General features: G+C 50.7%; 15 protein-coding genes. 7 read left to right on the top strand and 8 right to left on the bottom strand.

The features are described 5' to 3' along the window. Window positions 1–25: 25 nt before the first annotated feature. Both DFR42_RS09750 and DFR42_RS09755 read left to right on the top strand, forming a co-directional pair. Complete coding sequence (locus DFR42_RS09750; protein WP_110254754.1) at window positions 26–820, top strand: CHAP domain-containing protein; 795 nt, start codon at window positions 26–28, stop codon at window positions 818–820. 76 nt (window positions 821–896) lie between these two features. Continuing rightward, window positions 897–1,634 carry a hypothetical protein gene (locus DFR42_RS09755; RefSeq protein WP_110254755.1) on the top strand — a complete coding sequence of 246 codons (738 nt, stop codon included), beginning with the start codon at window positions 897–899 and terminating at the stop codon, window positions 1,632–1,634. A gap of 27 nt (window positions 1,635–1,661) precedes the next feature. Here DFR42_RS09755 and DFR42_RS09760 read toward each other — a convergent pair whose 3' ends face one another. Together DFR42_RS09760 and DFR42_RS09765 are read right to left on the bottom strand one after the other, a co-directional pair. Beyond that, the gene (locus DFR42_RS09760) at window positions 1,662–3,185 is read right to left on the bottom strand and encodes a YifB family Mg chelatase-like AAA ATPase (protein ID WP_110254756.1); all 1,524 of its coding nucleotides are present in this window, start codon (window positions 3,183–3,185) and stop codon (window positions 1,662–1,664) included. 9 nt (window positions 3,186–3,194) lie between these two features. Continuing rightward, window positions 3,195–3,437: an accessory factor UbiK family protein gene (locus DFR42_RS09765; protein WP_110254757.1), complete on the bottom strand. Its 243-nt coding sequence runs from the start codon at window positions 3,435–3,437 to the stop codon at window positions 3,195–3,197. 410 nt (window positions 3,438–3,847) lie between these two features. On the opposite strand from DFR42_RS09765, the gene DFR42_RS09770 reads away from it, so the two are divergent. From DFR42_RS09770 to DFR42_RS09780, 3 genes are read left to right on the top strand one after another with little or no spacing between them, the layout of a single operon-like run. Continuing rightward, the gene (locus DFR42_RS09770) at window positions 3,848–4,606 is read left to right on the top strand and encodes a TorF family putative porin (RefSeq protein WP_110254758.1); all 759 of its coding nucleotides are present in this window, start codon (window positions 3,848–3,850) and stop codon (window positions 4,604–4,606) included. A gap of 14 nt (window positions 4,607–4,620) precedes the next feature. Then, window positions 4,621–4,959 (top strand): P-II family nitrogen regulator, encoded by a 339-nt coding sequence (locus tag DFR42_RS09775; RefSeq protein ID WP_110254759.1) that lies wholly within the window; start codon window positions 4,621–4,623, stop codon window positions 4,957–4,959. A gap of 19 nt (window positions 4,960–4,978) precedes the next feature. Next, entirely contained in the window at window positions 4,979–6,580 is a 1,602-nt protein-coding gene (locus DFR42_RS09780; protein WP_110254760.1) for an ammonium transporter, read from the top strand. A 253-nt stretch (window positions 6,581–6,833) separates the two neighbouring features. Here the strand turns inward: DFR42_RS09780 and DFR42_RS09785 are convergent, their stop codons facing one another. The 3 genes from DFR42_RS09785 to DFR42_RS09795 form a co-directional block, all read right to left on the bottom strand. After that, complete coding sequence (locus DFR42_RS09785) at window positions 6,834–8,114, bottom strand: tetratricopeptide repeat protein (protein WP_110254761.1); 1,281 nt, start codon at window positions 8,112–8,114, stop codon at window positions 6,834–6,836. Window positions 8,115–8,221: 107 nt separating this feature from the next. After that, window positions 8,222–8,845, bottom strand: coding sequence for a hypothetical protein (locus DFR42_RS09790; RefSeq protein ID WP_110254762.1), 624 nt, complete (start codon window positions 8,843–8,845; stop codon window positions 8,222–8,224). A gap of 54 nt (window positions 8,846–8,899) precedes the next feature. After that, the gene (locus DFR42_RS09795) at window positions 8,900–9,205 is read right to left on the bottom strand and encodes a DUF2288 domain-containing protein (protein ID WP_110254763.1); all 306 of its coding nucleotides are present in this window, start codon (window positions 9,203–9,205) and stop codon (window positions 8,900–8,902) included. Window positions 9,206–9,442: 237 nt separating this feature from the next. On the opposite strand from DFR42_RS09795, the gene DFR42_RS09800 reads away from it, so the two are divergent. Continuing rightward, the gene (locus DFR42_RS09800) at window positions 9,443–11,401 is read left to right on the top strand and encodes a bifunctional diguanylate cyclase/phosphodiesterase (RefSeq protein ID WP_110254764.1); all 1,959 of its coding nucleotides are present in this window, start codon (window positions 9,443–9,445) and stop codon (window positions 11,399–11,401) included. A gap of 9 nt (window positions 11,402–11,410) precedes the next feature. On the opposite strand, the gene DFR42_RS09805 is transcribed toward DFR42_RS09800, so the two are convergent. Then, on the bottom strand, window positions 11,411–12,112 hold the full coding sequence (locus DFR42_RS09805; protein ID WP_211324223.1) for a transglutaminase-like cysteine peptidase: 702 nt from the start codon (window positions 12,110–12,112) through the stop codon (window positions 11,411–11,413). Between the two features lie 144 nt (window positions 12,113–12,256). Here DFR42_RS09805 and ltaE point away from each other — a divergent pair, with 144 nt between their 5' ends. Next, window positions 12,257–13,306, top strand: a complete 1,050-nt coding sequence (ltaE, locus tag DFR42_RS09810; protein ID WP_110254765.1) for a low-specificity L-threonine aldolase — start codon at window positions 12,257–12,259, stop codon at window positions 13,304–13,306. On the opposite strand, the gene DFR42_RS09815 is transcribed toward ltaE, so the two are convergent. Next, window positions 13,307–14,359, bottom strand: a complete 1,053-nt coding sequence (locus DFR42_RS09815; protein WP_110254766.1) for a hypothetical protein — start codon at window positions 14,357–14,359, stop codon at window positions 13,307–13,309. 97 nt (window positions 14,360–14,456) lie between these two features. After that, on the bottom strand, window positions 14,457–14,759 hold the full coding sequence (locus tag DFR42_RS09820) for a hypothetical protein (RefSeq protein WP_110254767.1): 303 nt from the start codon (window positions 14,757–14,759) through the stop codon (window positions 14,457–14,459). Window positions 14,760–14,762 lie beyond the last annotated feature (3 nt).

Here is a 14,762-nt window from a genome sequence, read left to right on the forward strand (position 1 = left end):
TTTTTAACAAAAAAACGGAGAACTCATGAGATATCCAGGACGCATCATTAAAATTGGTGAAAGCGACACAAAAGTGGTAATCGCTTTGAAGAAAGAATTAAACAAAATGCTGGTCATTTCGCGTCAACCCAGTTTAAAGCTTGACACCAGTCAGCCAGAATTTGATGCAGCTACCAAACAGGCTGTTATGCTATTTCAATCGCAAAAAGTCGATAGCAGTGGCGTCCCTTTAAAAACGGATGGGCAGGTTGGTTCACTAACCTGGGAAGCTTTATTTGGTGAGGAAAGTGTCGTCAGAAATGTCAATACTACTGAATTTTTAAGTCGGGTACTTGCTATAGCTGGCGACGCAGCAGATAAAAAAGTGGTCGAACAACCCCGTAATTCAAATAAGGGACCAGAGGTAGATGAGTATTTAAGAACAGCTGGGAAACCGTCCGGTCTGGCTTGGTGTGTAGCTTTTATTTACTATTGTTTTAATACAGCCGCGACTGCTCTGCAACGTAGTAATCCCATGGTCAAAACTGCTGGAGTTCTTGACCACTGGAACCGTTGTGTCAAAGAAAAGGGGGCGCGTCGTATCACTAGCGCACAAGCGATTGCAGATCCCAGTCTGATTCAACCCGGCATGATCTTCGTCATGGATCATGGTGGAGGACTTGGACATTCCGGCATGATAGAAAGTGTGGCTGGCGGCATTATTTTTACCATCGAAGGCAATACTGACGCGAGCAAAACCCGTGAAGGCGGAGGAGTCTACAGACTCAGCCGCAAGATTGCTGATATCAATAAAGGTTTCATTGACTACTCAGGACTCTAGATCCGGAATGTTGCCATTGCAGATACAGTTTTCGAACTTGCTTGCCTGATTGGAAAATTTACAGGATGGATAATTTATGTACCGCTATACATTTCAAATCGTGATCAGTATTTTATTATCCATTTTCCCAGTTCTTGTTATTGCTGGCACAGCGGCGACTGACGCGGAATTTGCCATACGATGGAATGTTGCGACTGGTGGACCAAAAACAGCAGATGATGTAATAAAATTACTTGGGTTGCCAGAGGTGGAAGCAGACAATTACGAAGTTTCGTATTTTAGCGTTGCAGTTCCTGCGGGCGTTCCCAAAGCTGACTCCATAATTGCCAGGCAAAGAATCAAGGGAGAGAAAACTCAGTTGATGATTAAGTACCGGAATAAGCTGCCGTTGCATGACAAATTCACTATCTCTAGATGGGAATGCCCTTTGGGACAGAAAGCGGAATCGAAATATGAAGCTGACATCACGCTGCTATTCAATAAAAAAAGCAAGGCGTTTTACAGCCAGCCAGCTTATTCACTCAGTTGCTCATTAAAAGCGAAAGAAAAAATCTCATTTCCCACCAAGCTAAATGCGAAACAACTTGGATATTCCAGGACAATGGTCAGGTATGAGTCAGAGGATATCAAAATTGAAGAGTGGACTTCCACTCAGTGTAAAGAAAAATTTATTGAAGTATCAAAATCTGCAAAAAACACAGATACTGATTATCAAGCATTTGTAGAGAAAGTTGGCGTCAAGCTGATTGATGCAGGAATAAAGCCAGAGGCCACGAGCAAATCCTCGAAAGGCGCGGGTTCGTGTACTGGCTAGGCTTCAAGTATCAGCATGTGATCATATTCACTGGTCTTTGAGCGCCCGCCGGTACTGTATCGCCTCCGCTACATGTGGCGTTGCTATCTGTGCAGAGCCAGCCAGATCGGCAATAGTGCGGGCGACTTTCAATACGCGATGGTAGGCACGTGCCGACCAGTTGAGTTTGTTCATGGCATTGCGCAAGAGCAGCCCGGCTTGTTCGTCCGGTTTGCAGTGCAGATCAATTTCAGTCGTGGACAAGAGATTGTTGGCCTTGCCCTGACGCTGCTGTTGTCTCTCAAACGCAGTTTCCACGCGTGCATGGATAGCGGCACTACGTTCACCATCGGCCTGCTTGAGCAAATCGCTATGCGGCAAGGCACCGACCTGTATTTGCATGTCTATGCGGTCCAGCAAAGGGCCGGATATCTTGCCCTGATACCGGGCAATAATGTCAGGTGTACAGCGGCATTTGCCATTGCTGTGCCCGAAGTAGCCACATGGACAGGGATTCATTGCCGCAATCAACTGGAAACGTGCCGGGAAATCCGCCTGCCTCGCCGCCCTGGAGATGCTAATGTGGCCTGATTCCAGCGGTTCACGTAATACTTCCAGCACTTTGCGGTCAAATTCTGGCAATTCATCAAGGAATAAAACACCCCTGTGTGCCAAAGAAATCTCGCCCGGCCTTGGTGTACCACCGCCACCTACCAGTGCCACGGCAGATGCTGTGTGATGAGGTGATCGGTAGGGACGTGCTTTCCACTTGTCTATCGAAAAGCCCGAGGTCAGAGATTGCACTGCTGCCGATTCCAGTGCTTCCTGATTGGTCATGGTGGGCAAAATACCCGGGAAGCGGGCTGCCAGCATGGATTTGCCAGTGCCTGGTGGACCAATCAAAATCACAGAATGGTTTCCTGCCGCAGCCACTTCCAGCGCTCGTTTGGCCTGGAGCTGGCCTTTGACTTCGGCAAAGTCAGGGTAATGCGGTCGCGCTGCCTGTGATGCAGGGCTATGGCGTTGCAGCTTTTGCTCTCCATCTACTCCAGCGAAGTGGGCGCATACTTGTAACAGTGAATCTGCCGGATAAATAGCTGCCTCACTGACCAGGGCTGCTTCGTCAGCATTCGCACGCGGCAAGATAAAGGCCGGTTCCTGTTGTGACTCTTGCTGGCTTTTGCAAATCGCAAACGTCATGGCAAGGGCGCCACGTATCGGGCGCAGTTCGCCGGATAAGGATAATTCACCAGCAAATTCATATTGTTCCAGCGCATCCGCTGGTATTTGCCCGGAAGCCGCCAAAATGCCCAGAGCTATGGGCAAATCAAAGCGGCCGGATTCCTTGGGTAAATCGGCCGGGGCCAGGTTAACCGTGATGCGCTTGGCCGGAAATTCAAAGCGGGCATTTTGCAATGCTGCCCTGACCCTGTCCTTGGATTCCTTGACTTCAGTCTCGGGAAGGCCAACGATAGTAAATGCAGGCAAACCATTTGCCAGATGCACTTCTACAGTCACCTGCGGCGCATCCATGCCATTCAGGGCGCGACTTTTGAGGACGGCTAAGGACATGCGTACTGCTTAAGCGTCTTTTTGCGGTGTTTCCAGTGCGGCTACCCTGGCTTCCAGTGCTTCCAGTTTGGCGCGGGTCTTGGCCAGGACTTGTGCCTGTATATCAAATTCTTCGCGTGTCACCAGGTCCAGCTTGGAAAACCCCTGGCTCATCATGGCTTTGACATTCTTTTCTATGTCCTTGGCTGGCGAATTTTCCAGCACCTGGCTGATCTTGGCCTGCATGTCATTAAAGAAATTTTGCTTATCCATTTTTATCCTCTATTTTGTAGTTGCACGATTATGGTGCAAATTCGGCTTTGCCATTTTTTTGTGCAAATCCACATGCTGCTCCATATTGGTGCGCAAACAGGTATTTTCGCTTGCAATTTTACCTATAGAGCAATGATAGCGCATCTTGCCCGGCCAGCCACTGGTATTGCGCTGCAATATTAATGTGGGGCTGTATGCAGATGAAGACAGGCACCTACGCTGCTGTATGCCAGATTAATTGAATAGATATTCATGGTTGGCACGACTCCTGCTAACAGGAAAGGGAAAGAAGAATTTAAGTGTCCTTCAGATGCAATGCACAAAGCCAGGTCTTCACAGATGTGCAAAAGGGATGCTGTCCCGGTTTCAATCCAATTAAATCAAATCTTTATTCAATAGGGGGAAGCGCAATGAAAAAATTAGTAATCGCCGCTGCTGTAGCCACATCATTCCTTGGTGGTTTTGCCCATGCAGAAGATGCCAAGCCAGAAGCCAAGCCAGACAATGAAGTGAGCTTCAACGTAGGCGTAGTCAGCGAATACCGCTATCGTGCAATTGCGCAATCACGTCTTGATCCTGCATTGCAGGGCGGTGCTGATTATGTCCACAACCCTAGCGGCTTTTATGCGGGTACCTGGTTGTCCACGATTAAATGGACCAAGGATGCAGGCGGTGGTGGCGATCTTGAATGGGATTTGTATGCCGGTAAAAAAGGCGAGATCGTCAAGGATATTTCATATGATGTTGGCGTATTGACGTATGTCTATCCATCCAACGGTTTGAACAAGGTTCCCGGTTTTGCTGATGCCAACACGACAGAAGTCTATGGTCAGGTAGGTATGGGTCCTTTCTATGTCAAGTATTCACACTCTGTTACCAATTTGTTCGGTTTTGTGGATAGTAAAAATAGTGGTTACCTGGATCTGGGCGCGAATGTGGAACTTCCAGAGGGTTATAACCTGGCAGTGCACGTAGGTCGTCAGAATATCAAGAATAACGGTGCCTACTCTTATGCCGACTGGAAAATTGGTTTGAATAAAGAGTTTTTTGGCGTGAATTTTGGTATCGCCGCACTGGGCACGAATGCAGAGAAAAAACTGTATGTCACTCCGGCTGGCAAGTTCACAGGCAAAACGACTTTGGTATTGTCTGCAGTTAAAACATTTTAATATTCGAGGCTAGCATGAAACTGATTACCGCAATTATCAAGCCTTTTAAGCTCGATGAAGTTCGCGAAGCACTGTCCACCATTGGTGTGCAAGGCATAACCGTGACTGAAGTCAAAGGCTTTGGCCGTCAGAAAGGTCATACCGAGTTATATCGTGGTGCTGAATACGTGGTCGATTTTTTGCCTAAAACAAAAATCGAAGCAGCGGTGGATGATGCCATCGTTGATCGCGCCATCGAAGCGATAGAAACTGCGGCCCGCACCGGCAAGATTGGTGACGGCAAGATTTTTGTCTATGACTTGCAACAAGTTGTGCGTATTCGTACCGGTGAAACCGGCAACGACGCACTCTGATAGCCTACCAGGAGTTCACATGAAAAAATTGTTGAAGAACATACTGGCAGGGACGGCCTTGCTGGTCACCGTCGGTTTCACCTCTGTGGCGTCAGCCCAGGATGCATCTGCCAAAGCTGAACCAGTAGCAGCTTCGGCTGCAGCGGCTGTTGCAACGACATCGGCATCGGCCAGTGCCTCGGCACCAGTTGCAGTTGCTCCGGCAGCTGCCGTGGTTGCGCCCGCTTCTGCCCCGGCAGCCGCGGCTGAACCAGCTGCCGCCAGTGCGGCAGCTCCTGCAGCACCTGCACCAACACCAAATAAGGGCGACACCGCCTGGATGATGGTTGCCACGCTGCTGGTTATCCTGATGACCATCCCTGGCCTGGCCTTGTTCTATGGTGGCCTGGTCCGCTCCAAAAACATGCTGTCCATCCTGATGCAGGTCTTCATGATCTTCGCGGTGATCGTTGTCCTGTGGTGCATCTACGGCTATTCGCTGGCCTTTACCGAAGGCAGCAGGTTCATCGGTTCGTTTGACCGCATGTTCCTCAATGGTATCTGGGACCCTGCCAAAGCCAGCTTCAGCACTGCGGCGACTTTCAGCAAAGGTGTCGTCATACCTGAATTTGCCTATGTCGCTTTCCAGGCAACATTCGCGGCCATCACTTGTGGCCTGATCATCGGTGCTTTTGCCGAACGTGCAAAATTCACGGCAGTTCTTTTGTTCGTGGTCTTGTGGTTCACTTTCAGCTACCTGCCTGTTGCTCATATGGTCTGGTTCTGGACTGGCCCTGATGCAATCAAGGATGCAGCTACCCTGGCGACTGAAACTGCCAAAGCTGGTTTCCTGTTCCAAAAAGGCGCGCTGGACTTCGCTGGTGGTACGGTTGTGCATATCAATGCAGCGGTGGCTGGCCTGGTTGGTGCTTACCTGATAGGCAAACGTGTGGGCTATGGTAAAGAATCCATGGCACCTCACTCCCTGACAATGACGATGATAGGTGCATCCCTGTTGTGGGTGGGCTGGTTTGGTTTCAATGCGGGTTCTGCTCTGGAAGCAGGCGATGTTGCGGCACTGGCCTTCATCAATACCTTGCTGGCAACGGCTGCAGCAACTGTGTCATGGGTGTTTGGTGAGTGGATGTCGAAAGGCAAGCCTTCCATGCTGGGTGGCGCATCCGGTGCGGTAGCTGGTCTGGTCGCGATTACACCAGCTTGCGGTTTTGTTGGCCCTATGGGCGCTCTGGTCATCGGTCTGCTGGCAGGTATTGTCTGCCTCTGGGGTGTGAATGGCCTGAAGCGTTTGCTGGGTGCTGATGATTCTCTCGACGTCTTTGGTGTACATGGCGTAGGCGGTATCCTGGGTGCCTTGCTGACCGGTGTGTTTGCTGCACCATCCCTCGGCGGTCAAGGCATATTTGATTATGTCACCAACAAAATGTCGGCTGATCCATATGACATCTTTGGCCAGGTCATGACGCAAGCAACAGCAGTAGGCACGACCATCATCTGGTCAGGTGTGGTTTCTTTCGTTGCTTACAAACTGGTTGATCTGGTCGTTGGTCTGCGCGTACCGGAAGATGAAGAGCGTGAAGGTCTGGACATCACCAGCCATGGTGAGTCTGCATACCATTCATAATTCACTGTAAATTTTGCCCGGGCCTCATCGAGGCCGGGTAGCAAGAGTATCCAAAGGAGTACCGTCAGTACCGTAATCAGAGCTTGCGGTCCTGAATTTGACAGGCTGTTTTGCATCATGCAAAACAGCCTTTTTTTATTCATGAGCCAAAAGTAGCCAGAAATAAAAAGCGCGGCATACCAAGTGGTATACCGCGCTAATTAATTACTTGTCCCGACTCAATAACTCAATAAGCCAGAACTGCTTCAATTACTTATTTGGCAGCAGGTGCAGCTTTACTGCCAGCAGGAGGAACCAGTAACCACAAGCGCGCCAGATCGGCAGCACCGTCTTTGCTTTGTATGGATTTGAGTATTTCTTTTGCCTTGTCACGATTGCCAGCCTGCAGGTAAGCCATGCCCAGATGCAGCTTGGCTTCATCAACAGATTTCAAACCACCTTTGGCCAGACCTTGTTCCATCAATGCCAGGCCTTTTTCATGCTGGCCATTGATGACATAGTTGTAGCCTATGTTCAGCAAGCCTACGCCAGTTTTTGCACTTTTTGCAGAGGCTTCACCTGCATCCAAGGTTTTGATATCGTCAGCAGCCTGTTTATTGACTTTGTCACGCAATTGCTTGTGCTTGGAAGCGTCTTTGCCTGTACCCAGCAGGTTGGCAGCATAGCCAGCATCAACGGTAGTCTTGGCTTCTGCAGGCAAACCAGCCAGCAAGGCCAGTTCTGTCATTTCCACAAACTGCGGACCTTCTTCCAGATTATTGGTTGCCAGCAGCAAGCGATACATGTCCAGACGCAAGCGGTCAGAGAAACCAGGGCGATTTTCTATCGTGTACAGAATGTCAGCCCAGTATTCTTTTTGCGGGTACAACTCGATCAGGCGTTCCAGTACGGTTGCGTAACCGTTTTTATCCTTGATTTGCTGATAAGAGCCACCCAGCAGTTTCAGGTTTTCCAGGGTAGGAGTGCGCTTGGCTTTGTCATCTTCTGCCAGTTGGGCATTCAATACCTTGATGGTATTGGCGTAATCATTTTCCAGATAGTAAGCGCGTGCCAGCAGATTATTCATGCCCTGATTGGCTGGGTCTTTCGCCAGATAACGGCTGGCCCATTCCCTGGCCAGCGGATATTTCTTTTCATTGAACCAGGTACCAGCCATGGCTTCCATCAAACGCAGTTTTTCTGGTTCTTTCAGAAATTCTGTGTTGATCATGTTGTCAAAGGAGCTTGCCAGCAGGGCTGAGTCATTGGTGCCGGACGCAACTACTGCACGCAGGCGGTGGATGGCAAACATTTCATATGGCGTTTTTTTGTCCAGGGCATCAAGAGCATTAATTTTTTCCAGTGCCTGAGGAAATTGCTTGGCGTTCAATAATTCTTGAATTTCATTCAGTGGCTTGCCCATTTCTGCACGCACGGTTTGCTTGGCAGGTTCGGCTGCCTCTTGCGCCTGAACAGCGTTCACAGTCACGGGGTAGAAGCCAGATCCAAGTGCTGCCAGCAACATGGCGGCGAACAGATAAGAAGTTTTTTTCATGAATGATCCAGATATAAAATGAAAATTGCCATTTAAGTAAAAATGACAACAAGTCAACAACAAATCAAAATGCGGAATCCGGCATTATAGCCGAGCTGGTCAAAGCATTACCATTTGCATCCAGTGTCTATAACGGTGCTTGCTACCAGAGGGATGACAGCCAGCACGCCTATGCCTGAAAATGCCTTGAGGCAATCTTTCTTTTCTGCCCTTTTGGTGCCTTCACCCAGGCGTTTTTCCAGGCTGTCAGCCTGACGGTGGCTAGCCTGCATTTGCTCGATTTCCGTTGGTTTGCGCTTGCGCTCCATCGCCAGGGCTGAGCTGCGTACGGTATCCAGATCCAGGCCGGGTGCGGTAATTCCGGGGCGTTCATCACTGCTGGCTTGCGGCGCAGGTGGCGTGTGCTTGTCTGTAACTTCAGCAACTGGTTCTGGGACTTGTCGTGCTGCCTGACTACGGCTTGCTGGCGCTGGCCTGTTGGTGGGCTTTTTCACCAGCACAGGTTTGACAGGCAGACTGGCTGTTTTTACCGGCTCTGTGACGACAGGTTTGGGGACTTGTAAAAACTCAAGGTAGTGAATATCCGTACTTTTGTGGGGATATAAAGAGCTGTTGGAACTTTGCAATAATTGCCAAAAAAGAATATGAGCCAGAATGACCAGGAAAATAGTCATCACGGGTAGCCCGGGTTTTTTGACAGGTTTGCCAGTTTCCGTCAGCACAAATTGCATTTTGTCCTTTCAAAGCCGATTTCCTGATTCAGACCCTGGCCACTTATTAAAAGTTCAAGCCTGTTTTTCGCGTTCCTGCACCAGTATCCAGGGCTTGACGACAACGGTCCAGTGCTGGGCATCCTGCTCCAGCCAGGCCTGGGCTTGTTCATCGCTGACTTTCGCCAGATAACCCTCTCCCAGCAAGGCGGCGATTTCATCGGCATGGTCTTGCGCCATCAACAGGGCTACTTCCACCAGGTCCAGGCCGGGCTTCACTACCAGTACCGTACCGCTGGCAAAGTGGCGCAATAATTCACTCCAGGGGTAAGCTGCGGTTTCCAGATTGATCTTGTTACGTAAAATATTGATATCGGTCATATAAAATTTATTAAAATACTTTGACGGGAATTGGTGCAAACCGCCTCACACCCTGTTTACAGTTGAAAGAGGCAAGCTGGATAAAGCCTGACACACAACTATAATTTTATGTAAATCTCGAAATAAAGCAGAAGAAATAAGTGGAAAATGCTATTTTCTTGTTAAAGTCACCATCTGGCCGTGGTTTATAAAAAATAACAGACTGAAACAGGGAATGAAAACACACAAAGAGACCATATGACGTTGAGACGCCAACTATTGCTCGCAATTTCCATCATCTTTTTTGCCGTGTTCCTTGGCTTGCAAACCTTGTCGGTGCTGACGACACGGGATTATTTGCAACAGCAACTGGCCTCACATGCACAGGATGCCGCCACGGCCTTGTCACGGCCGCTGGAAGAGGCACTGGTCAAAAACGACCAGACTTTGGCCAATATCCAGATTTCCACCCTGTTTGACCGCGGCTATTATAAGAAAATCGTGGTACTTGATCCAGCAGGCAAAGTCATCATCAATAAAGAACTGACGGGCAGCAAGGACAATGTACCTGCCTGGATGCCCTCGCTATTTGATTTGCAGACACCGGCAGGGGAAGCTTTCATTTCTTCCGGCTGGCGTCAACTCGGTAAAGTCATCGTCATCAGTCATCCTGCCTATGCCTATGAATACTTGTGGCGTTCGATGAAGGAAATGGCTTTATGGATGTTTGTCATGTATCTCATCGTGCTGGGCCTGACCACCGTTTTGCTCAGGATCATACTCGGCCCGCTGGAAAAAATAGAAGAAGTCGCCATCGCCATACAGGCCAAGCGTTTTCAGCGCATAGAGATCGTGCCGCAGACACGTGAGCTGCAGCGTGTAGTACTTGCCATGAATCATATGACGGAACGCATCTCCAGCATGCTGGATGCAGAAATCAGCCGGGCCGATGGTTTCAGGCGTGATGCCTTCATCGACAAAGTCACTGGTCTGGAAAACCGCCATGGCTTTGACTTGCGTTTCAATCATCTGCTGTCAGAAGACGGGCGCTTTGAAAGCGCGGTTATCTTCGTCTTTGAATTCGATGGCTTGAAAGAATACAACAACCACTATGGCTATCAACAGGGCGATACCTTGCTGGCCGACGTCGCGACAGTCTTGCAGGAAGTCGTCAGCAAATATAGCCATGTCCTTGGCCGCATAGGCGGCAGTTCCATGGCTGTAGTCTGTATTGATGTAGACCAGAAGGCCATGAACTTGCTGATTGATGCTCTGCATTACAGATTGAATCAAGTATTGCTGCGCGCATCGCGCCAGGTCAGGCTGGCGGCTGGTGCCGTGGTGTTTGGGCCAGCACAGCAGCGCGGCGATATTTTTTCTCATGCTGACCTCGCCATAGAAACCATGCGCCAGTCCGGCAACGGGCAAATCACCCTCACCGCGATGGAAGACAGCGAAGCGGTATTGGCCGGCTCACATGGCTGGCGCACCATGATCAGCGATGCCCTGGCAGAAAACCGCTGGGTCTTGTTTGCCCAGCCTGTCATGCGCCTGCAATTGCGCCAGCTGGTCCATCATGAAGTGTTTTCACGCCTGCTTGATACCCAGGGTAATCTGGTGCCAGCCAATCAATTCCTGCCCATGGCCCTGCGTCATCAATTGATGCCAGAGATAGACCAGGCTGTGATCACCCTGATTATGGACATGTTGCAAAAAAATCCCGGCAGCTACAAAAATATCGCCGTCAATGTCTCGCTGCAATCCATGGAAAGCAAGGAATTCCGCGACTGGCTGATCGCCCGTCTGAAATACTCGCCGGAGCTGGCAGCACGCCTGTCGGTAGAGATCAGTGAATCTGCCTGTGCCAGGGACCATGCCGTCACCAGGAGATTTGTCAGCGCCCTGCGTACTGCCGGTGTGCGCTTTGGTGTCGATCATTTTGGTCTCGACCCGCATGCCCTGAACTTTATCCGCGAAGTGCCACCAGATTACATCAAGCTCGATGGTGGCCTGGTGCAGGAAGTGTCCGAGAATGAAAACAGTCACGCGCATTTACGCGCCATCGTCAAATTTGCGCAATCCCTGGGTATTTCCCTGGTTGCGCAAAATGTAGAGACAGAAGCCAGCCTGCAATTATTGATCGCCGACCATATAGAATGCGGCCAGGGTTTCTATTTCGGCGCGCCAGAAAAGATTGTTGTGGCTGCAGCAGAGTGAGTAAGCACCTCACATGCGTTTTTCTTTGACCATCTTCTCTATCAGGTCTTTCCACAGGCGCACCGTCGATGCCCCACCTTTGCGGGTATTGCCGCTGGCCAGCCATAAATCATCATCATTGAAACTGTAGACAGGCACCAGGTCAGTACGGGCCGAGGCTGGCTGTATCTCATCTTCCAGATTGTCCAGTATCCAGGGTTCTGCCGCAGGGCTGGGATAATAAGCCAGTACCATATGGGTTTCACCTATGCGTGTCGCCCTGACATAGGTGATACGCAAACGCTCGGCTGGTATACCCAGGTCTTTCAGCGTCATGTATTTGGCCACTGCATAGTCTTCGCAATCACCACCCCATGAGGCAATCATTTCCACCGGTGTGGCCCAGTAATCATTGACGCCCCAGTGTTCCTGGTCGCTCAGATAGGGCACGCGATTATAAAAATCATTTACCTGCCGCAGGACCGGCATTTCATATAGTCCATCGGCAGAGCGCAAGACGTTTTTGGCAAAGTCCTTGCCGGCTGTGGCCTTGATCTTGTTGATGGCAACCTGCATTTGCGTCAGGCGACGTGGCCCCTCCACACCAAAGCGCTTGGCCACATAGTCAATCAGGCCCGGCGAAAAATCCACCAGACCAGATACCACCACCGGGCTGATAAAGCCCAGTAGCATAAACAGACAGGCAGCAAATAGGGCCGTGCGACTGCGCATGAGTGGTTGATCTGGTAAGCATGAACAAGAGCAACAGTGTAGCGTTTTCTGTTGCATGGATAGGCGCATTTTTGCTTTTAAAAATTGTCAGATGAAAATTGCTAGAATGCATGTATGCAAATAGCCAGTCTTACAAGGAAAACCATGTCAGAAAATCAAAGCAGCTGGATAGATCTGCGCAGTGATACTGTAACCCGCCCCAGCCCGGCCATGCGTGCCGCCATGCATGCTGCCGAGCTTGGTGATGATGTCTATGGCGACGACCCCAGCGTCAACCGCCTGCAAGACTATGCCGCAGACTTGTTTGGTTATGAGGCGGCCTTGTTTGCCCCCTCCGGCACGCAAAGCAATTTGCTGGCCTTGCTCAGCCATTGCGGGCGCGGTGATGAATACATCGCCGGGCAAGAGGCACATACCTATAAATATGAAGGTGGCGGCGCAGCCGTGCTGGGTAGCATACAGCCGCAACCTTTGCAAAACCAGGCCGATGGCACGATAGCCCTGGAAGATATCGCCGCAGCCATCAAACCAGATGACTTCCATTTTGCCCGCAGCCGTTTGCTGGCACTGGAAAACACCATAGGCGGCAAGGTATTGTCCCTTGAGTACACCGGGGCAGCCACCAGTCTGGCCCATGAGCGTGGCCTGGCCACTCATCTGGATGGCGCGCGTATCTGTAATGCCATCGTCAAACTGGGCATCAGCCCCAGAGAGGCAGTCAGGGGTTTTGACAGTGTTTCTGTGTGTCTGTCCAAAGGATTGGGCGCGCCGGTTGGGTCTGTACTCTGCGGTGACAAGGCTCTCATTGCGCAAGCGACGCGCTGGCGCAAGATGCTGGGTGGCGGTATGCGTCAGGCCGGTGGACTGGCTGCAGCAGCCCAGTATGCGCTGGGACATCAAATGGCACGGCTTGCTGAAGACCATGACAACGCAGAACGCCTGGCGCACGGCTTGCGCCAGATCGATGCCTTGAGCGTACAAACCCCACAAACCAATATCATTTACGCTGATTTGCCCGCAGCGGCCTGTGCTGGTCTTGACAGCCTGCTGCGCCAGCATGGCATCATTGCCAGGGTGACACCGCATATGCGCATGGTCACTCATCTGGATATCTCTGCTGCAGATATCGATAAAGTGCTCGCCGTATTCAAGACGTTTTTCAACAACTGGAAAACGGAGAGCAACATAAGCTGATTACTCCCCTACATGCATCATTGGGTTGTACAAGACGATGCGAGCGATATGCAAACTGGTCTGGTCATCACTGAGCCTGGCATTTTCCAGATAGGGCAGATGGTTCAGGTCTTGCCCCAGATTGCCCTGCGGGTAAGCGACTTTGGCGATGATATTGAACAGACTCAGGCACTGATATAAATCATCATTCCTGGTTAGCCCCTGGCGGGCTGGCAACAGTTTTTCCAGGCAAAAGCCCAGGGTGTTTTTTTCCTGGGCCTGCCCGGATTTTTGCGTCACTGATACCGGGAAAGACACACTGTTTTTATTACTGGTATTCGTGATGGTTTGCAGCCAGCTGCGGCTGGCTGCCTCATACACGATGCGGCAACTCAAGATATCGCCAGGGCTGACTGCCATGCAAGGTCCACCAAAGCAGGCTTGCACAGGGTGAGGTTTGCCACCAGCATGCACGTATTGCCCGCATACCCACCAGCCACCCTGGGCAAAGGGATGTGCAGCCATATCCGCACCGGCTTCTTGTGGCGGGCTATAACTGAGTACAGCCTGCAAGCCACCACCAAGCGATTCGCTACCATACCCCTGGCCTGGCAGCAGGCATGGCCATAGATAGGCATGCGCTTGCGTGCTGCTTAAAAAAGGTACCTGCATTTGTGCCTGTATGCTGACCCAGTTATTTCCGGGAGCCGCCGTGATGCTGAAACGGCTGCCTGTCGCTGCCGGTTTTTCAAAACTGTCAGCGCCGCTTTCTGCCACCAGCGTAGGCGTACCAGAAAAAAATACCACATCGCCCGCATGCAAGACCTGATGGCGGCACATGATGGCGTAATGTTTGACATAAAAGAAAAAAGTGATGCGGTCATCTGCGGCTGCAAAGGCCTTGGCTTCCGCCAGCGTCATGCAAGTCATGCGACAAATTTCCAGCGCCCAGTTGGCATCATTATGCACAGCCATGCCTGTGATTCTTTGCCATTGCAGACCAGGTTCCTCTGGCGCAAAATTGACGAGTGGGTCTAGTTCATCCTGGGCGAGCAATTTTTTTTCTGTCGTCATCTCTGATCCTGTTTTTTTTTTATGATTACTGGCTTGCCTGCTGCGCTTATGCGCTGCTATGTGTGCTGACGTGTGTTCATGTTGTGATCACATGAAGCTACATACTGTTATTGCTATCGTCGTTCTTGCGGCGCTGATAGTTTGCAGTTTTCGCCAGCCTGGCCGGGTCCAGCCGTCTGTCTGACTTGCGCCTGTCAAACCCATTTCTGGCTGCTCCATACAAAGCACGGAAGGTATCCAGTGCCGCCGCCTCTTCTGCCTCGGTGGGTATGCGTTCACCAAACAGATTGGCTTGCAGCCTCAGCATGGGTGGCAGGCATCCCTGGTACAGTTCAAAGTCACCAACCGGGTCTAGCTTCAATAACATGTCTGCAGTCGTGAATGGCTGTGCTGGCTTCATGGC

This window comes from Undibacterium pigrum, from assembly GCF_003201815.1.
Taxonomy (GTDB): Bacteria; Pseudomonadota; Gammaproteobacteria; order Burkholderiales; family Burkholderiaceae_D; genus Undibacterium; species Undibacterium pigrum.